This is a genomic window from Mucilaginibacter metallidurans (genome assembly GCF_003286435.2).
In the GTDB taxonomy this organism is placed as follows: domain Bacteria; phylum Bacteroidota; class Bacteroidia; order Sphingobacteriales; family Sphingobacteriaceae; genus Mucilaginibacter; species Mucilaginibacter gossypii.
In genome coordinates, this window is the sequence record NZ_CP043449.1 from 5,964,665 (window position 1) to 5,983,432 (window position 18,768).

The window sequence follows — 18,768 nt, forward strand, 5'->3', positions numbered from 1 at the left end:
AAACCAATCGGTGAAATCATCAATAAAAAATCGGTGAAATCAAAAAATGGACATTAGAAAAGAATTACAGAAACGCATCCTGGTGATTGACGGAGCAATGGGTACCATGATTCAAAGGTACCAGCTTACCGAGAAGGATTTTCGTGGCGAGCGTTTTCGCGATCATCATAGCGACCTGCAGGGCAATAACGACCTGCTCAATATCACGCGCCCTGATATTATCAAAGCCATCCATGCCGAATACCTGGATGCCGGTGCGGATATCATTGAAACTAACACTTTCAGCACACAGGTAATTTCCCTTGCCGATTATCACCTGGAAGAACTGGCCTATGAACTAAGCTACGAGGGTGCACGCATTGCCCGCGAAGTAGCCGACGAATATACCCGGCGCGCCCCCGAAAAGCCGCGCTTTGTTGCCGGTGCCATCGGCCCAACCAACCGTACTGCTTCCTTATCGCCAGACGTTAACGACCCCGGATATCGCGCCGTTACCTTTGATGATCTGGCCGAAGCCTATTACGACCAGGTTCGAGGCTTGGTTGATGGCGGCTCGCATTTATTATTGGTTGAAACTATCTTTGATACACTGAATGCAAAAGCAGCCCTCTTTGCCATAAAACGTTATGAGCTGGAATGTAAAGCTGCAGGTAAGGATTTTCCTGCTTTCAGGGATTCGGGCGGTATCATGATCTCAGGAACCATTACCGATGCTTCAGGCCGTACCCTTTCAGGGCAAACTGTCGAAGCTTTCTGGAACTCGATAAGCCATGCCAACCTGCTATCAGTAGGCCTAAACTGCGCTTTGGGTGCCCGGGAAATGCGCCCGCACCTTGCCGAGCTTTCTGAAAAAGCAGGTGTATTTATTTCGGCCTATCCAAACGCCGGCTTACCCAACGAGTTTGGTCAATACGATGAAACTCCGCATGAAACCGCTCACCAGGTTGACGATTTTATCAAAGCCGGCCTGGTTAATATAGTTGGTGGGTGCTGCGGTACCACGCCCGAGCATATTAAATGTATTGCCGATAAGGCTGCCAAATATCCGCCCCGTCCCATTCCGGAAATTGAGCCGGACATGCGCCTGAGCGGTTTGGAATCCGTTACCATAAAACCCGAAAGCATTTTTGTTAATGTGGGTGAGCGCACCAATATCACCGGTTCACCAAAGTTTTCTAAGTTGATCCTTGCCGAAGATTATGAGGCCGCTTTATCTGTTGCCTTGCAGCAAGTTGAAGGCGGCGCGCAGGTCATCGATATTAACATGGATGAGGGCATGATTGATTCGGAGGCTGTGATGGTAAAATTCCTGAACCTGGTTGCTTCTGAACCGGATATTGCCAAACTGCCTATTATGATCGACTCATCCAAATGGACGGTGATTGAGGCTGGTTTAAAATGCGTACAGGGAAAAGGTATCGTGAACTCTATCTCCCTTAAAGAGGGCGAAGAAAAATTTAAGGAACAGGCCCGGAAAATCTTAAGCTATGGTGCTGCCACCGTTGTAATGGCCTTTGACGAAACCGGTCAGGCCGATTCACTGGAGCGCCGGATCGAGATCTGTAAACGGTCATACGATATACTGGTGAACGAAGTAGGATTCCCGCCGCAGGATATTATTTTCGACCCAAACATCTTAACAGTTGCTACCGGCCTGGAAGAACATAATAATTACGCGGTTGATTTTATTGAAGCTACCCGCTGGATCAAGCAAAACCTGCCGCACGCTAAAGTGAGCGGTGGCGTAAGTAATATTTCGTTCTCATTCAGAGGTAATAATACCGTGCGCGAGGCCATGCACTCGGCATTCCTGTACCATGCCATTAAAGCGGGTATGGATATGGGTATTGTTAACGCCGGGATGCTGGAGGTTTACGAGGAGATCCCGAAAAACCTTTTGGAACTGGTAGAAGATGTACTCCTTAACCGCCGCCCGGACGCTACCGAGCGCCTGGTGGAATTTGCCGACACCATCAAAAGCAAAGGAAAAGAAGTTGTACGCGACGAAGAATGGCGCAAAGGCACCGTTCAGGAGCGCCTCTCCCACTCGCTGGTAAAAGGCATTGTTGAATACCTTGACGACGATGTGGAGGAAGCCCGCCAGGCCTACAGCAAACCACTTGAGGTTATTGAAGGTCCGTTGATGGACGGTATGAATATCGTAGGCGACTTGTTTGGTGCCGGTAAAATGTTTTTACCACAAGTGGTAAAATCGGCCCGTGTGATGAAAAAAGCCGTGGCCTGCCTGCTGCCTTTTATTGAGGAAGAAAAAAAGAACAACGTAAATGCCGATCAGCGCGCCAACGCCGGCAAGGTGTTAATGGCCACCGTAAAAGGCGATGTACATGATATCGGCAAAAATATAGTTGGCGTGGTGCTGGCTTGTAACAACTTTGAGGTGATTGACCTTGGGGTGATGGTGCCCGCGCAACGCATTATTGAAGAGGCTAAAAAGCAAAACGTTGATATCATTGGGCTCAGCGGTTTAATCACCCCATCACTTGATGAAATGGTGCATTTCGCTAAGGAAATGGAACGCGAAGGTTTTACCATTCCGCTAATTATTGGTGGCGCTACAACGTCGCGCATTCACGCAGCCGTAAAAGTGGCGCCGCAATACTCCGGGGCTGCCATTCACGTTTTGGATGCTTCGCGCAGCGTTACCGTTTGCAGCAATCTAATGAGCAAGGAGAACCGGGATGCCTATATCCAGGGCATTAAGGATGAATACGCCAAAGCCCGCGAGGCACATGCCAACAAAAAATCGGATAAGCGCTTTGTAACCATCGAAGAGGCACGTGCAGGTAAATTCCAGATTAGCCTTGATGGTGATGTGGTACCGAAACCCGCATTTACAGGCACCAAAGTATTTGAGAATTTCCCGCTGGAAGAGTTACTGCCTTATATCGACTGGACGCCATTTTTCCACACCTGGGAACTTCGCGGCAGCTATCCGAAGATCTTTGACGATAAGTTTGTAGGTGTTGAAGCCAAAAAACTATTTGATGATGCACAGGTATTGATGAAACGTATTGTTGACCAGAAACTGTTCACCGCGAAAGGTGTAATTGGCTTCTGGCCGGCCAATGCCGTAGGTGATGATATTGAATTATATACCGATGAAAGTCGCACAACAGTTTTAAATCGCATCCATACCTTACGCCAGCAGGCCGAAAAGGTGAAGAATGATCCGTATTATGCCTTGTCAGATTTTATCGCACCAAAAGAAAGCGGCGTACCTGATTATTTCGGCGGCTTTGCGGTAACAACCGGTTTAGGTTGTGATGAATTGGTTGCTGAGTTTGAGGCCGACCATGACGACTATAACAGCATTATGGCCAAAGCCCTTGCCGACCGCCTTGCCGAAGCCTTCGCCGAAAAAATGCACGAACTTGTACGTAAGGAATACTGGGGCTATGCCAAAGGCGAACAGCTAAGCAATGCCGACCTGATCAAGGAAGAGTACCAGGGCATCCGTCCGGCACCGGGTTATCCGGCCTGTCCGGACCATACCGAAAAAACTACTTTGTTTGAATTACTAAAAGCAGAAGACAACGCAAACATGCACCTAACCGAAAGCCTGGCCATGCTGCCGGCCGCTTCAGTAAGCGGTTTCTACTTCGCACATCCGCAGGCAAGATATTTTGGATTAGGGAAAATCAGTAAAGATCAGGTGGAGGACTATGCGGTAAGGAAGAATATGCCGCTGGAAGATATTGAGAGATGGCTGGGGCCGAATATTAATTATTAGCCCCCCTGCCCCTAAAGGGGAGCAAGAATGAAACTTTAATTATAACAAGCAAAAAAATACGCCGCCGCTCGGCTCCAGCCGAGTGGCAACTATTAAGCGGCCTCTGGCCGCCGAAGTCGGAGCAGCAGGCCCGAGGCCTTGGGATAATCGCCACTTGGCTGGAGCCGAGCGGCGGCGCAGGATATTAATTATTAAACCGAGATGATATAAACCACGTCATTGCGAGGAACGAAGCAATCCCCAAGAGGCAGGGCGCTATGCAAGTCGCCCTGTACAGTTAGCGATTGCTTCGTTCCTCGCAATGACGGATACGAGATAACATTACGCACCTAATACGGCCATGAAAATACCTGAACATATAGCAAACGCCAACGGCAAAACACTTTTTTCTTTTGAACTGATCCCGCCTTTAAAGGGGCAGAGTATCCAGGGCATTTATAACGCAATTGATCCGCTGATGGAGTTTAAACCTCCGTTTATTGATGTTACTACCCTGCGCGAGGACTTTATTTATAAGCAGCATCCAAGCGGTCTGCTCGAGAAGCTATCATACCGTAAGCGTCCGGGCACTATTGCCATTTGTGCGGCCATCATGAACAGGTATAAGGTTGATACCGTGCCTCACCTGCTTTGTGGCGGCTTTACCAAAGACGAAACCGAGAATGCTCTTATAGAATTAGAGTTTTTAGGTATCGAAAACGTACTGGTGTTGCGCGGCGATGCTCGCCTTGGTGATTCATCATTTGTACCTACCCCTAACGGTCATTGTTATGCTACCGAGTTACTGCAACAGGTAGTAAACCTTAACAACGGTATTTATTTGCATGAGGACCATGGCAATACAGCCAAAACAAACTTTTGTATTGGCGTAGCCGGTTATCCCGAAAAGCATTTTGAAGCTCCGAACCTTAAAACCGACTTTAAATACCTGAAACAAAAGGTAGAAATGGGTGCACAGTTCATTGTAACCCAGATGTTTTTTGATATTGGTAAATACAAGGAGTTTGTAAACGGTTGCCGGGCCAATGGCATCAATGTGCCTATTATTCCAGGCTTGAAGCCGATCACATCATCAAAACAACTGGTTACGCTGTCAAAAACATTCCATATTGATATTCCGGAAGATCTGAGCGATGCTATCCACGCCTGTGCCACCGAAAAGGACGTAAAAGAGGTAGGTATTGAATGGATGATTAACCAGTGTAAAGAATTGATTGCTTTTGGCGCACCGGTACTGCATTTTTATACCATGAGCAACGCGGGGCCAACCAAACGTATTGCCGAAGCAATATTTTAGGCAATACACAGCCCCATCGTCATGCCGAATTTATTTCGGCACCCCACAGGACAGATAGCCGCTTTGCTTAGCATGGCTGCTTTGCGGGTGAGGTGCTGAAACAAGTTCAGCATGACCTTAATTTTATTATGCAATAGGAAATTCAGTAGCTGTACAGAGCCGCCCTGTATAGTTTGTGATTGCCGCGTCGCTTTCCAACACATGGCCACGCCCTCCCCTCGCAGCAATGACCTGCTTTTAATACCTAAACCGTTGGCCCATTGTGAATGATAAATTAAAATATTTACTTTTAATTATCAATCCAACGCCTGCCTATGGATACTTTTAGTCACATCAAGGCTGTTATCAGCATAACACTGGGACTTAGCATTACCCACCTGCTTAAAGGAGCGGCCAAGCAAATTCAGCATCCCGGCCGGGATAAACCTTATTGGGTGCATAACCTGTGGGCGCTTTACGTGTTTATATTGCTATTACACTTTTGGTGGTGGGAGATTAGCCTGCACGAAATAAAGCACTGGCTTTTTGCCGAGTACTTTTTCATCATTATTTACATTGTTACTTATTACAGCGTCTGTGCATTGCTCTATCCTGATGATTTAAAAGACTATCAGGACTACAAAGACTACTTTTACTCACGCCGGAAATGGATCTTCAGCATTTTGGGGGCCAGCTATCTGCTTGATATCATAGATACCGAAATAAAGGGGCCAACTTATGTACATCATTACAATATCGAATACCCGATCCGCAATGTCAGTCACTTTATATTATGTATGATAGCCATTAAGGTAGAGAACCGCAACTTTCACGCGGCATTGGTTATCGTGTTTCTTTTGTACGAGGCTTCGTACATCCTGAGATTATTTTAACGGTTAAAATAAGAGGGCGCCGACATGCAACGGCACCCTCTTCCCCCGTTTACATGCAGGTTACTTGCAAAAGATAACCTGGTTTGTTTTTCCCCAGTCGTTACTTTCGCCTGTGGTTAATTTGCGATAGGTTGTCAGGGTTAGGCTATAGGCGCATGAGGGCCATGCGCTAAAAGGAGGAGTTAAAACAAATGGTGACGGCGAGGCCATGTCAAATTTCTTAGCGTCTCCGCGCGGAGTTGTGCCGCTGGGCAGACCGCTGACCGTACCCGTAGCGTTTGACCATACACCCAGCGACCAGCTGGCAATCAGTTCATGATCAACTGTGTAATCGGCATGGGCGGTTCCGCTTACCGGAGTACAGCCGCTGCCTCCGCCGGCAAAAAGTTCTTCCAGTTTTAGCAGGCTTACTTCGTTCCAGTTATTCACATAGATCTTACCGATAAGCGATTGGGTATTCAGGTTTGGCGAAGCGGTATTAGCCGGATCATCAGTAGTTTGAAATTGAATATATAACATTCTGCCGTTTTTCTGATCTGCCACAGGCACAGCTAAACCTGGCGTTAACCCGGCGCTGGCATCGCCGCCGCCGATGATGGTAGTTGTGTTAAGGTAAAACAGCGAACCATAGAAGCCATTATCAAGCGCGGGTTGGTCAACCCGTACCCAGCCGTTAACATCCGGGTGCAGCACATGATCCGGGATCGGGTTAGGATAATTATCTGCCGGAACGCTATCGGGCACAGAAGCAGCTTGATTGATGTCGATCACTACATCCTGAAATGCGGTGGTACCATTCCACGTGATTTGCCGGGTGGCGACTTTTAAGGCTGTAGTTTCCATCTGGGCGGTGGTTACCGGGCTGAAGTTCACGTTATCGGTAGAAAACAAAAAGCGGTAATAAAGCGGGCTGGCCGGCGCGGTGGGCACTTTCTTGGTGGCGTACCCCCCCAGCTTAACCGAACCAAAGAAACCGTAACCTGTGCCACCCGCTCCAAATTTGCTGATGAGGTTTTTACCGCTGCCGTCGATATCAGATGTAATGCTGAAATTCCCTACCGAAGTAAACCATGGGGTATCGCTGGTAATAATGCCGCCGCCTTTAATACACAGCTTTACGCAGAAACAGTTATTAGCGTTGTGCCTGTCGTTTTGGCGGCCGCGGGTGCGGTCTTCGGCCAGTAGTACGGTGCCCGATGAGCTTTCAACCCTGAAATAATAATCAGGTCCGGCAGGCCATTCTACATTAAGCCATGGCAATAAGGTTTTCCTAAAATTGTCGCCAGGGTATACGATAGTGAACTTGCCGTTGTTATCGGTGTAGGCGTTGCCCAGATAGTCGTCTTGCAGCAGGTCGACATCATAAGCAAAAACCTTAACACCGGGAATTGGCTTTTGGGTTTCACAATCGTTTACATAACCGCAAACTACCCAAATATCCAGCAGGGTAAGGATTCGGCAAAACCACTTGGAATCTATTTTATAATCAAATCTTGCGTATTGGGCATTTTCCTGGTTGCTTTTATACAGGGGCTGCAGCGTAGTGATATGAAACTGTAATACCGGGTCTTTTTTAGGTAACGGAATTTTGAAAGGTACGTTGCCGCAATACCAGTCCACATCAATGCTCCCACCTTCATAGCCGGATTTACCGCCGTCTATTTCGATAGTAAAATCACCATTTTCCTGTACATCGGCCTGAGTAATGAACAGCCGTTCCTTGGCTTTCAGTTCATCATCATTTACCTGGTGAAAGGTTTGTTTGGGATCGGCTACAGCAAGCCGGGTTTCATTTTGCTGATCGGACGGGCGATAAACTTTTACCGATGTACCCGCAACGGGCAGTTCGCAGTCTGAACATAATAAACCGCGCAGGTTCCCTTTAATAATGTAGTTCATAAGTTTTTGATTAGTATTTGTACCGGCTTACTCTTTAAACTGGATTTTCAGCATACTCCATCGCAAACAGTCTGATGCTCAGCTCATTTGCTGTGTCAAAGTTTGGGTAAAACGGCTGCGCAATCAACGTTGCCAGTACGCTATTATAGCCTGTGCTTGTACGTGATATAAAAGCGTATCATCAACATGAACCAAACGTAGAATTACGTTTTAAGGGAAATTCGGTATAAAAAAGAAAGCGCCTTTCCGGGCAGGAAAGACGCTTTGCAATCACATTTTAGGTTGTTATTGATACAGATATGTTTCGGTGAGGTGTTGCATAGCTTCCTGAAACAGGACGAAAGCAGTTTCCTCATCATTTTGGTTTATCGCGTTAAGCGATGTAGCAATATATTTATCGTACAGGCCTTTAAATATCGCCTCTTGGTTTGGTGTTTTGTCAAGAGCTTCCAGCAGCGATGCAGAAATGGTGTAATATTTCTCAACTTCCACACCACTAAACTTATCAGTTAGTATTTTATCGCGGAACGCGCGCAGTGTATTTAACTGGCCTTCGGTTTCTGTGCCTAACATGGTAGTTGTAATACGGGTAAGGGCGCATGGGTCTTTGCCTGTAGTTGGGCAACCTGTTGAACCTGGACACGGATATGATTGATCTCCTATTAAAAACATATTGCTTTCAGGGTGTATAATTGCTTTATAAGAGTAGTCAGCATCAATACTGTGCCCGAAGTGATAGACCAAGTTATTTACTTTTGTGCTACATACGAGTTCGGTTAATATTTCTCTTCCCATGAACGATCCACGGTTAATTTGGGTATAACTCATAGCCGGATCAAGCTTCTTAAAATTCAATACGTGGTTAAACAGCACCTGCCATGTTCTCTCCAATGAAATAACTTCGCCGGTATTAGTCATAAAACCGTGTTGATTAATGATGGAATTAGGTAAACTGGCAGTTACTGTGTAATTACAGGGGATCAGTACCAACATTCTTGATGAAGGATCATTGGCATCTTCAAGGCCGTTCATAAACTTGATACCGGATATGTTTTCACCATTCAATACAGTTTCAACAGCTGTGCGGCTAAGCATTACCGACTTAACTTCTGTTGGGAATTTTTGCTGAAAATTTTCGGTCAACTCTTGATAAAAGCTTTCGCTGATGAACTCGCCTACCTGATCAGGGCTGATCTGTGTAATTAGCATTTCTTGTTTCATAAAATTGAGGTTAAGGTTTTTGTGATATTATTATCAAAAGCAATTTAATAAACAATATCCATATTTAGATATTATATTAAAAACTTTTTTGCATCCTGAAAAACAGGATTATTTAAGCGCAAAAGACCTATATAACCAGCCATTTCATGCCACGTAAGATTACAGTTTCTGATACGTAAAAATACGTATAATACGCGGGTAATAAAACGCATATAATTTGTAATTCATTAATAACCAACAACATAAAACCAAATCAAAAACCTATCATAACCTATATGGCCGGGGCATCTCATTGAGAGAGATACTTATTAGTATTAGTTTTATACAAAAAAATCCCTACACGCTATTATTTTTATGGAAACACAAGAAAGAAGACCATCATCACCTATCACCGGAAAAGAAGGCGCACCGATTGATATCAACCTGGCCGCCGAATGGACAAAGAATCACAGGCATCGTAATCCAAAAGATATCATATCACAATTTTTCGGACAGGAAATATTAAACACCATATTAAAGCAAGATGGCTGCATGGGCATCCGTATCTATTATGCCAACGATCAAAAACTTAATAGCTGGCAAAAGTTTTGGGTTTCTGTAAGCAATTTCCTTTTATCTGTTATCGCCAATGTTAGCGGGCAGCAGCATTTCATAATCACTGGGGTAACGGCTGATGGAGAGGATCAACTTCCAGGCAATAAATCAGCAGCGGCTAAAGAGTCTGCCAAAGGTGTTCAAACCTTCGCACTCATGACAGCCGAAAATGACAATATTGTTGGTGAACAGGCTATGCCATGCCCTGGAACATCCGGATGCCCACAAAATATACTTACAAACGATTAGATATCTATCCTAAACACCATGGATGTCGCCCTATTATTATCTAAAATATCAGTAATTTCTGGCGTTGTCCCGCTATTGGCCGCTGCCTATAATTACAAGGGGCTGGATAGACTAATGAAAACATTGTCACTATTTTTGCTAATATCAAGTCTTTTTGATTTTGGTCAATGGTTGGCTTTCGCTTTCAAACCATATACAGGACATCCATTAAACACCAATCCATTACTTCATGTTTATGTTACAATTAGCATTATTTTCTTTGGTCTTATCTACTATAATTTGTTTAGAAATTCGATACTGAAAATAATAACATTAATATTAGCAGCTTCGACAATTAGTATTGTATTGTATTATGCGAGGCATCCTTTCGATTATCCATCGGTTTCAAATACAGCATCAAGTCTTTTACTAATAGTACTATCGCTTATATACTTCTATCAACTTTTAAATCCACAAACCTTTATTCATATCGAAAAGCAGGGGCCGTTTTGGTTTAATTCAGGTGTGCTATTTTATTCGGCAGTCAATATTTTTTTATTTATGGTTTTTAACAGAATACCAGACAAGGATAAAGCAGATTATTATGTTATCTTTAGCATAACTAATATTATTACGAATCTAATATACTCTGTTGCATTACTTTGCAAGCCACAAAAAAAGGCATAGCAGGTTTGCACATTATGATCATGTATAACAGCCCTATTTTAGAGATAACCCAAAATGGCTTAATCCCGGTACTCATCATCGGGACACTCGTAGTTGTTATATTGATTGGCTTTTTGTTTTTCTTCGTAATTATTTATCAGCGTAGGATGCTAAAAAACCAGGCAGAGTTACGCGCCATGCATGATGCACGTCAAACCGACCTCATGAACGCCGTTTTTGAAACCCAGGAAAGCGAGCGCAGACGCCTGGCCGAAGACCTGCATGATAGTGTTGGCCAGGTGCTTTCGGCTATAAAGCTTAACCTGCACCGGCTGGACAAAAATTGCGTGAGTGAGGTAAGTCAGCCCCTGCTGATAGACACCCGCAAACTGGCCGATGAGTGCATCCAGGAGATCAGGAACATTATACAAAATGTGCTGCCTCCTATACTTACCGACTATGGACTGCTGATTGCTGTCGAGGCGCTGTGCACCAAGGTGGAAAACAACACCCATATCAAAGTTAATTTCACTAAAAATTTTGCCGATAAACGCTTCTCTAATGAAATTGAACTGGCATTGTACCGCATAGCCCAGGAGTTGTTTGGTAATGCCATTAAACACTCGGAAGCTACGGTGATAAACCTTAATATGGCCTTACAAGCCGGTTATCTCATTATGGAGTTTAAGGATAATGGCAAAGGCTTTAATATGGGCGATGTTAAGCAGGGCTTTGGTCTTAAAAATTTACAAAGCCGCGTGCAACTCATTAATGGCGAAATAAATACGTACAGCAAACCGCTTAGCGGGGCCATCAGTATCATTAAATTAAAAGTAGCATAGTTAAAATCAATAGTTTATATTTATTGATAATTTGAATCTTGTTAACAACCTATGGGCCCAATTAAATTAGGTATAGTAGACGACCATAAAATTTTCAGAAATGGTTTAAAAGCTACCCTTGAAGATTGCGGAGGTTTTGAGCTGGTACTCGAGGCTTCGAACGGCAAAGAGCTGATAGGCTTATTGACCGACAAAACCCCCGATGTTATATTGATGGATATTAAAATGCCCGAAATGGACGGCATCCAAACCGCCTCCTATGTCCATCAGCATTTTAAGGACATTAAGATCCTGGCGTTATCCATGTTTAATGAAGACAAATACATTGTGGATATGATGAAGGCCGGCGCATCGGGCTATCTGCTTAAAAATGCCGAACCGGAAGAGATCATTGAGGCTGTATCAACCGTTTATAACAAAGGCTTTTATTTTAACGAGCATCTTTCTATAACGCTCATCAAACAGCTGGTAGGTAACGACCACGCCGATAATATCCCTAATAACAAAACCGACCTTAACGAGCGCGAAATTGAAGTGCTTAAACTGGTTTGCCAGGAGTGCTCCAACCAGGAGATAGCAGATAAAATTTTCCTGAGTGTGCGCACTGTTGAAGGTTACCGCGCAAGGCTGTTTGAAAAAACCGGATCGAAAAATTTAGTAGGATTGGTTATTTATGCCATTAAACGTGGTATTATTAACGTCACGTAACCATTGGTACGAAGCTATAGGAAAGGGAACTTTCCGACTTTCGGACTTCCGACGTTGGACTTAGTAACAACTACGCTGATAGCTTTTTATCCCCTGCCAGGTTGCGCATAAACCTTTTGCGGTAGTTAAGCGGGCTCAGGTTCATTTTGGCTTTAAACATTTTATAAAAGTGCGATACATCGCCAAAGCCACTCTCATAGGAGATCTCTGAGATAGGCTTATCTGTTTGCACCAGTTGCTGTATGGCATAATTAAGGCGATACTCAATTATTGTTTCCATGAATGTTTTGCGGGTAACTTTTTTAAAGTATTTGCAAAAAGCATTCGGGGTCATATTGGCAATACCGGCCGCTTTATCTAATGATACATGTTTTCTGAAATTTTCAACCAGGTAAGCGAATACAGGGTTAATGCGCTCACGCTCGGTATTTGAGCGCTCGCCAATAATGCGGTTCTGATCGAGCAGCACGTACTCTTCTGACGAAGCCATACGGTGCAGGATCTCGAGCAAACCTATCAGCATCCTGAAATTGCTTTTCTCTTCAACGAGGCTAAGCAGCAGTTTGTTAACCTCGGCACGCGTTTCGCCATAAAATGACACTCCGCAGCCGCTTTGCTGAAAAAGTTTTTTGATGAGCTGAAGCTCAAATTTGTTAAAAAACTCTTCGCCCAAAAAAGCATCATTAAACTGGATCACCACCGCGCTTGCCTCGCGAAGCACTGTTTCATTGGGTTCAAGTTTCCAGCAATGCGGCAGGTTAGAACCAAGCAACACCAGATCGCCGGACGCAAAATCTTCCATGTGGCTGCCAACATAGCGTTTGCCGGTGCCGCTGATGATACACGTTAATTCATATTCTTCATGAAAATGATAAGGGGCATCAAATGCCAGCTTATCAAATTTCCGTACCAGAAACGACTGCGTATTTGTAGGTTGAAGAACTTCGTACGACGCTTTTATCATTGCATATTTTAACGTAAATAAAATTCTAATTCAAATTACGGATAAAATCATCCATAAATGTACCATTCATTTCATTTTTTTTCAACTAAAGTTAACCTTACTTTGAAATATAAACCTAAAAACTATGGATACACAGATCGCTCATTTACCGTCACTTGATAATTTTATAAAACTATCCAACCACAATATTAATGAATTTCGTGAAAAAGGCCATACCCTTGTACACGAAGTGCTTACAAAAGATGAAATTGCTGCCTATCGCCCCGTAATTGTTGGCGCGGCCGACAGGTACAACACCGAAAAGCGCAAACTGGAAGAGCGCGACACTTATGGTAAAGCCTTTTTGCAGATCATGAACCTTTGGCAGGTTGATGAAGATGTTAAAACGTTTGTAATGGCCAAACGCCTGGCCAAAATTGCCGCCGACCTGATGGGGGTTGAAAATGTACGTATCTATCACGACCAGGCACTCTTTAAAGAGCCCGGCGGTGGCCCTACCCCATGGCACCAGGACCAGTATTACTGGCCCATCGATACCAACAACACGGTAACCCTTTGGATGCCCCTGGTTGATATTGACGTAAACATGGGTATGCTAACCTTTGCCTCCGGTTCATACGTTAATGGCGCTGTATTTAACCATGAAATTTCTGATGAATCGGAATCAGCATTTGACGAGTATGTGAAAGAAAAAGGATTTGAAATAACCCGCGCCCAAACCATGAAGGCCGGCGATGCTACCTGGCACCGGGGCTTCACTATTCACAATGCTCCCGGCAATAACTCAGACAAAATGCGCGAGATCATGACCATTATTTATGTAGCCGATGGTGCCCGCGTCACCCCTTACAAAAACGAATGGCAAAAAAATGATCACCATAAATGGCTGATGGGTAAACCAATCGGGGATCTGATTGATTCGGAATTGAACCCGAAGGTGCTCTGACCCCCTCTAAATCTCCCCCAAAGGGGGAGACTTCAAAATAGCTGTTAAAAGCCCTCTCCTTTGGAGAGGGTTGGGTGAGGTCACGCCGCCACCCAAACCGCATCAATAAACCATTTTTTAGTATCGAAAAACTGCCCCACCGGCTGAAAGCCTGTGTTGATGGCTATCTGATCGGTTTGCATAAGGGTGAATTTCTGGGAGATCTCCATGTAGATGTATTCATCTTTCTTGAAATCTATTTTTTCGCTTCCTATCGTTACCTGCTGATCCTGTAAACTGATGAGATAACTTTTGCAGGCCCCGGTTTCAGGATCATAGGTTGGATAATGTTCAAACTTGCTTATATCAAAATTAGCATGCAGCTCGCGGTTAATGCGGCGTAACAGGTTGAGATTAAACTCGCGGGTAATACCATCTTTGTCATTATAAGCCGCAAGGATAACCCTGGGGTCTTTCTTCAGATCCATACCAATTAACACCATATCCCCTTCTGATAGGTTATTCCTTAGCTCACGGCAAAACTCTATGGCCCCATCAAGTGGCATATTGCCAATGTTTGAACCTAAAAACAGCACCACTTTACGCCTTGGTGAAATAGCGGCGGCCTTTTTCAGCATCTCAAAATATTCGCCATTTAGTCCGGTGATCTTTAAGCCGGGCAAAGTTACGGGCAGGGTTATATTGAGGTATGATATTACATTATCTGAGATATCAATAGGCAAATAGGTAAAATCAGCCTTTTTATCCAGCAGATATTTAAGCAGGTAAGAGGATTTTGTGGCATCACCAGCACCAAGTTCTATCAGGTCAAAAGCATCTCCATCGGCAATCAATGCATCGCAGATTTCGGCAGTTTTTTGTGAAAATATCTCCAGCTCGCAATTGGTTGGATAATATTCAGGGCAGTTCATGAGCTCCTGGAACAGCTTATCGCCATTGGCATCATAAAAATATTTTGAATTGAGGTGCTTTGGCTCTGCCTGCAGCCCTGCTACAACGTCGGCATAAAACTGCCTGTTTTCGGCGCTTATGTCACAATTTACGGCTGTGGGTGTAAAGGCTTGGTTCATAGATGTGGTGGTGTTTTGTGTCAATTTACCTTGCAAGTCTTATGCCAGTAAATTGCCATCGTAAATTTGTCTGAAAAAAATTGCGATAAGTTGCACGACTATGACCCGGAGGTGTAACTTCTGACGCGCCGCGCAGCACTTTCTGATTAACCATAAACTTGCCATTGTATTCGCCTATGGCACCCGGCGCTTTGGCAAAGCCCGGATATGGCAGGTATGAACTTTCTGTCCACTCCCAGCGGCGACCCCAGTTAAATTTTGAAGAAGCAGCTTCCCACTCAAATTCGGTCGGCAAACGCAAGCCTTTCCACGATGCATAAGCATAAGCTTCAAAATAGCTGATATGTGTAACGGGACCTTTCAAATGCAATGGCTCTAAACCGTGATAGGTATAGTTATGCCATTCATTATCTATCAAATGCCAATACAAAGGCGCTTCTACTTTATTGGTTTTCACCCAATCCCAGCCTTCGGCATGCCAGTGCCGGAAATCATGATAACCGCCGCTGTTAATAAATTCCAGGTATTCGGCATTGTTTACCAGTTTGGGACTTATTTCATAGGCGTTAAGGTATACTTTATGCCGGTTGAGTTCATTATCAAAACAAAATCCATCGCCGTTAAAGCCTATTTCATAAATACCCTCAGCCATGTTGATAAAAGCATCATCCTCCCCTTCATCAATACGAGGGGCAGTGTAATTTTTATTATAGGCTGGAAACAGCGGATTATGCCCCAGTATAAATTTAATATCGGTCATTAAAAGCTCCTGGTGCTGCTCTTCGTGGTTAAAACCGAGGATCAATAGTTCTTTAATATCGTCGCTTACTTCGCCGCATAAAAAGCCCTCCATGGCCTCGTCAACATATTTACGGTAACTGTAAATTTCAACAACCGTTGGGCGGCTCAGGTTACCACGGTCGGTACGGATTACACGTGCACCAACAGTTTCGTAGTAGCTGTTAAAAACGTAATTGTAATCAGGGTTATATTCCTGGTAGCCCATAAAGTAGGGCTTGAGGATAAACGTTTCAAAAAACCAGGTAACATGCCCGATGTGCCATTTAGGCGGACTAACGTCCACCACAGGCTGCACTACATAGTCTTCCGTTTGCAAATAGAAACAAATTTTTTCTGTACGCTGGCGTACCTCTTTGTACCGGGCTATTAAATCCATCTAAATTATTTACTATTCAAAAACTGCTTTAGGTTTGAAATTGTTTTAATACCCAATTGTTTTGCCTGTTGCTGCCGCATCATTAAAGCATAGGCATTATTAAAACCAATGGGTTTAAGCCATTTTATCTGATACCTGCTTTCAAACTGGTGTTGTACATAATTGTATGTGCTATCCCTGTTTACGGTTACCTCATTAACCGTTTTTGGCGATGCCTGTAAAATAGCCAGCAAACCCGTCCCCGTGTATTCGGGGTAAAAATCTATCTGGTTATTGGTTAGCGCGTCAAAACAAATTTTGGTGCCGCCAAGGCCTGTTTTTGTCGATACGTCATGATCTGTATAACCTTTTATCAGTATGCTGTACATATTAGCCAGGATGTATTGTTCACCAAATATCTTTGAACCTATCCGAACTACGCCATCGCTCCCGCCCCGCTCGGGTCGCCACAATTTATTGTCGACCAAAAAATCCTTTGCAACACGCTCAGGGCTTTGGTGAAGATAGTCGGTACGGTAATTTAAAACCGTCATGACGGAATCATTTATTTTGCCCGCGAGCAGATTTAATGTCGGCTCAAGGTCAGGAAATTTTTTCAGGGCATCATCGCGAACAATTGGCGCCGCATAGTATGGCGGAAAAATGTCCTTATCATCATCCAGTACAACCAAATCGTATGCTTTTAGCCTGCCATCGGTTGAGTATCCGCTGATCACGTCGAGATGCTTTTCAAATACAGCCTTATACATTACAGCATCGCTGATCACGATGGTATGGATCTTTAAGCCGTATTTGCTCCGGAGGCCGAGGTCGCCGTCCTGCCTGCCCATAAATTCGGGCGTAAAACCCGCGGTAAGCTTTCCTTCTGATTTTGCCGGGATGATATAGAACAGGCAGAATACTACCAGCAATACCGGAAAAACATATACCACCCGTTTAAGCTTTTTAAAGCTGACCTTCTGCACCATCGACAGTAATAAATCAAAAACAACTGCCAGCAGCGCCGAAGGAATTGCTCCCGCCAGGATCATGTTGGTATTGTTAAGTGAGATCCCACCGAAAATAAACTCTCCCAAACCACCGGCTGCAATGAGCGAGGCCAGCGTTGCAACCCCTACGTTGATCACCGTAGCCGTGCGGATGCCGGCAAATATTACCGGCATAGCCAGGGGCAATTCTACCTTAAACAGTATTTGCCATTTGCTCATCCCCATAGCAACAGCAGCTTCTTTAACCGACGCATCAACCCCTAAAATGCCCGTGTAGGTGTTGCGGATAATGGGTAAAAGTGCATATAGCAATAATGCAACAATGGCTGGCTTAGGACCAATCCCCAAAAGCGGGATCATGAAACCAAGCAACGCGATGCTGGGGATTGTTTGTAATACTCCAGCAATCCCCAAAACCGCACCGGCCAACTGCTTTTTCCGAACGATAAGAATGCCCAGCGGCAAGCCAACCAATACAGCTATGCACAACGAAATAAAAGTAAGCCCGATATGCTGCAGTGTTTGCTCCTGCAACTTGCCGGCCTGCTGCTGCATAAACTGCCATAAAGTTTGTTGCTGCTCATTCATGGGCCTTATGGTTTTTATATTGATAAAAGGCCGTCATCAGTTGTTCAAAGCTTACAGTTTTAACCTGGTTTTGATCTTTGCTGATATTAATGGTTTCGCCGTTATTAAATTTAAAACTCTCCAGGGCTTCCCACAGGTTAGTACCAGCATCAAAAGATGAAGCTTTCGCTTCTTTATTTAATTCAGGTAATAATTCCCAAAGATCAATCAGCTTAATGGCCTTAAATTCCAGTTGCAGGCGCTGATGTTTCAGAAAATCCTTTACAAAATCATTTACAGGATTAAAAAGCAATTGAGCAGGTGTGCCCGACTGTACAATTTTCCCTTTATCCATCAGGCAGATCCTGTCACCCAGTTCAAAAGCTTCCTGCACATCATGCGTTACCATGATGATGGTTTTGCGCTTCAGCTCGTCAAGTGCTTTAAATTCGGCGTGGATCTTCGAGCGGGTAACGTTATCCAGTGCGCCAAAAGGCTCGTCCATCAGCAACACCGGCGGATTCGACACCAATGCCCTTGCCAAACCAATGCGCTGCTGCTGGCCACCGCTCAGTTCGTTAGGGTAAATATTCAGATACGAAGCATCGAGGTGGAGTTTTTCCATTAGCTCGGCCGTGCGCTTTTCAGTTTTCTGCTTATCCCATTTTAACAAGTTAGGAACAACCGCTATATTTTGAGCAACCGTATAATGAGGAAACAAGCCGTTATTTTGCAATACGTAGCCAATTCCGCGGCGCAGGTTTTCAGGCTGCTGCTCCATGATGTTTTTACCATCAATGTAAATACTGCCTTTGGTTGGCTCAAGAAGCCGGTTGATCATTTTTAGCGTGGTGGTTTTACCGCAGCCGCTGGTGCCCAACAAAATGAGGTTCTCCTGCTCCTCTACCTCGAAAGATACCCCATCAACCGCTTTAACTCCGCCAAAATGTTTGCTTACCTTATCAAACTTGATCATG

The 18,768-nt window shown here is 44.4% G+C and carries 15 protein-coding genes; 8 read left to right on the forward strand and 7 right to left on the reverse strand.

What is annotated here, in order from left to right; translation table 11 throughout:
* The first annotated feature begins 46 nt into the window (after positions 1-46).
* From metH to DIU38_RS25440, 3 genes are all read left to right on the forward strand, one after another.
* The gene (gene metH, locus DIU38_RS25430; protein ID WP_112656170.1) at positions 47-3,751 is read left to right on the forward strand and encodes a methionine synthase; all 3,705 of its coding nucleotides are present in this window, start codon (positions 47-49) and stop codon (positions 3,749-3,751) included.
* A gap of 340 nt (positions 3,752-4,091) precedes the next feature.
* Complete coding sequence (locus DIU38_RS25435) at positions 4,092-5,048, forward strand: methylenetetrahydrofolate reductase (protein ID WP_112656168.1); 957 nt, start codon at positions 4,092-4,094, stop codon at positions 5,046-5,048.
* Between the two features lie 314 nt (positions 5,049-5,362).
* Positions 5,363-5,920 carry a hypothetical protein gene (locus DIU38_RS25440; RefSeq protein WP_112656164.1) on the forward strand — a complete coding sequence of 186 codons (558 nt, stop codon included), beginning with the start codon at positions 5,363-5,365 and terminating at the stop codon, positions 5,918-5,920.
* 60 nt (positions 5,921-5,980) lie between these two features.
* Here the strand turns inward: DIU38_RS25440 and DIU38_RS25445 are convergent, their stop codons facing one another.
* Together DIU38_RS25445 and DIU38_RS25450 are read right to left on the reverse strand one after the other, a co-directional pair.
* The gene (locus tag DIU38_RS25445) at positions 5,981-7,819 is read right to left on the reverse strand and encodes a hypothetical protein (RefSeq protein ID WP_112656162.1); all 1,839 of its coding nucleotides are present in this window, start codon (positions 7,817-7,819) and stop codon (positions 5,981-5,983) included.
* Between the two features lie 285 nt (positions 7,820-8,104).
* Positions 8,105-9,040 (reverse strand): hypothetical protein, encoded by a 936-nt coding sequence (locus DIU38_RS25450; protein ID WP_112656160.1) that lies wholly within the window; start codon positions 9,038-9,040, stop codon positions 8,105-8,107.
* A 354-nt stretch (positions 9,041-9,394) separates the two neighbouring features.
* Here DIU38_RS25450 and DIU38_RS25455 point away from each other — a divergent pair, with 354 nt between their 5' ends.
* Genes DIU38_RS25455 through DIU38_RS25470 form a run of 4 tightly spaced genes read left to right on the forward strand, consistent with a single transcriptional unit; the run spans position 9,395 to position 12,078 of the window.
* Positions 9,395-9,883 carry a hypothetical protein gene (locus DIU38_RS25455; RefSeq protein WP_112656158.1) on the forward strand — a complete coding sequence of 163 codons (489 nt, stop codon included), beginning with the start codon at positions 9,395-9,397 and terminating at the stop codon, positions 9,881-9,883.
* Positions 9,884-9,901: 18 nt separating this feature from the next.
* Positions 9,902-10,549: a hypothetical protein gene (locus DIU38_RS25460; protein ID WP_112656156.1), complete on the forward strand. Its 648-nt coding sequence runs from the start codon at positions 9,902-9,904 to the stop codon at positions 10,547-10,549.
* Positions 10,525-11,370, forward strand: a complete 846-nt coding sequence (locus tag DIU38_RS25465) for a sensor histidine kinase (RefSeq protein ID WP_112656154.1) — start codon at positions 10,525-10,527, stop codon at positions 11,368-11,370. The genes DIU38_RS25460 and DIU38_RS25465 overlap by 25 nt, the downstream gene beginning before the upstream one ends.
* A 51-nt stretch (positions 11,371-11,421) precedes the next feature.
* A complete protein-coding gene (locus DIU38_RS25470; protein WP_112656152.1) occupies positions 11,422-12,078 on the forward strand; it encodes a response regulator transcription factor in 657 nt (218 codons plus the stop codon).
* A 70-nt stretch (positions 12,079-12,148) separates the two neighbouring features.
* Here DIU38_RS25470 and DIU38_RS25475 read toward each other — a convergent pair whose 3' ends face one another.
* Complete coding sequence (locus tag DIU38_RS25475) at positions 12,149-13,042, reverse strand: AraC family transcriptional regulator (protein WP_090533677.1); 894 nt, start codon at positions 13,040-13,042, stop codon at positions 12,149-12,151.
* A 124-nt stretch (positions 13,043-13,166) separates the two neighbouring features.
* Here DIU38_RS25475 and DIU38_RS25480 point away from each other — a divergent pair, with 124 nt between their 5' ends.
* A complete protein-coding gene (locus DIU38_RS25480) occupies positions 13,167-13,988 on the forward strand; it encodes a phytanoyl-CoA dioxygenase family protein (RefSeq protein ID WP_112656150.1) in 822 nt (273 codons plus the stop codon).
* Positions 13,989-14,068: 80 nt separating this feature from the next.
* Here DIU38_RS25480 and DIU38_RS25485 read toward each other — a convergent pair whose 3' ends face one another.
* Genes DIU38_RS25485 through DIU38_RS25500 form a run of 4 tightly spaced genes read right to left on the reverse strand, consistent with a single transcriptional unit; the run spans position 14,069 to position 18,767 of the window.
* The gene (locus DIU38_RS25485) at positions 14,069-15,058 is read right to left on the reverse strand and encodes an L-histidine N(alpha)-methyltransferase (RefSeq protein ID WP_112656335.1); all 990 of its coding nucleotides are present in this window, start codon (positions 15,056-15,058) and stop codon (positions 14,069-14,071) included.
* A 25-nt stretch (positions 15,059-15,083) separates the two neighbouring features.
* Complete coding sequence (gene egtB, locus DIU38_RS25490) at positions 15,084-16,235, reverse strand: ergothioneine biosynthesis protein EgtB (RefSeq protein ID WP_112656148.1); 1,152 nt, start codon at positions 16,233-16,235, stop codon at positions 15,084-15,086.
* A gap of 5 nt (positions 16,236-16,240) precedes the next feature.
* Positions 16,241-17,812, reverse strand: a complete 1,572-nt coding sequence (locus DIU38_RS25495) for an ABC transporter permease/substrate-binding protein (protein ID WP_112656146.1) — start codon at positions 17,810-17,812, stop codon at positions 16,241-16,243.
* On the reverse strand, positions 17,805-18,767 hold the full coding sequence (locus DIU38_RS25500) for an ABC transporter ATP-binding protein (protein WP_112656144.1): 963 nt from the start codon (positions 18,765-18,767) through the stop codon (positions 17,805-17,807). Before DIU38_RS25500 ends, DIU38_RS25495 begins: the two co-directional genes overlap by 8 nt.
* Position 18,768 lies beyond the last annotated feature (1 nt).

Bases quoted from the DNA above. Each gene is read 5' to 3' on its own strand.
- metH (WP_112656170.1), top strand. From the start codon at position 47: ATGGACATTAGAAAAGAATTACAGAAACGCATCCTGGTGATTGACGGA.
- DIU38_RS25435 (WP_112656168.1), top strand. From the start codon at position 4,092: ATGAAAATACCTGAACATATAGCAAACGCCAACGGCAAAACACTTTTT.
- DIU38_RS25440 (WP_112656164.1), top strand. From the start codon at position 5,363: ATGGATACTTTTAGTCACATCAAGGCTGTTATCAGCATAACACTGGGA.
- DIU38_RS25445 (WP_112656162.1), bottom strand. From the start codon at position 7,819: ATGAACTACATTATTAAAGGGAACCTGCGCGGTTTATTATGTTCAGAC.
- DIU38_RS25450 (WP_112656160.1), bottom strand. From the start codon at position 9,040: ATGAAACAAGAAATGCTAATTACACAGATCAGCCCTGATCAGGTAGGC.
- DIU38_RS25455 (WP_112656158.1), top strand. From the start codon at position 9,395: ATGGAAACACAAGAAAGAAGACCATCATCACCTATCACCGGAAAAGAA.
- DIU38_RS25460 (WP_112656156.1), top strand. From the start codon at position 9,902: ATGGATGTCGCCCTATTATTATCTAAAATATCAGTAATTTCTGGCGTT.
- DIU38_RS25470 (WP_112656152.1), top strand. From the start codon at position 11,422: ATGGGCCCAATTAAATTAGGTATAGTAGACGACCATAAAATTTTCAGA.
- DIU38_RS25475 (WP_090533677.1), bottom strand. From the start codon at position 13,042: ATGATAAAAGCGTCGTACGAAGTTCTTCAACCTACAAATACGCAGTCG.
- DIU38_RS25480 (WP_112656150.1), top strand. From the start codon at position 13,167: ATGGATACACAGATCGCTCATTTACCGTCACTTGATAATTTTATAAAA.
- DIU38_RS25485 (WP_112656335.1), bottom strand. From the start codon at position 15,058: ATGAACCAAGCCTTTACACCCACAGCCGTAAATTGTGACATAAGCGCC.
- egtB (WP_112656148.1), bottom strand. From the start codon at position 16,235: ATGGATTTAATAGCCCGGTACAAAGAGGTACGCCAGCGTACAGAAAAA.
- DIU38_RS25495 (WP_112656146.1), bottom strand. From the start codon at position 17,812: ATGAATGAGCAGCAACAAACTTTATGGCAGTTTATGCAGCAGCAGGCC.
- DIU38_RS25500 (WP_112656144.1), bottom strand. From the start codon at position 18,767: ATGATCAAGTTTGATAAGGTAAGCAAACATTTTGGCGGAGTTAAAGCG.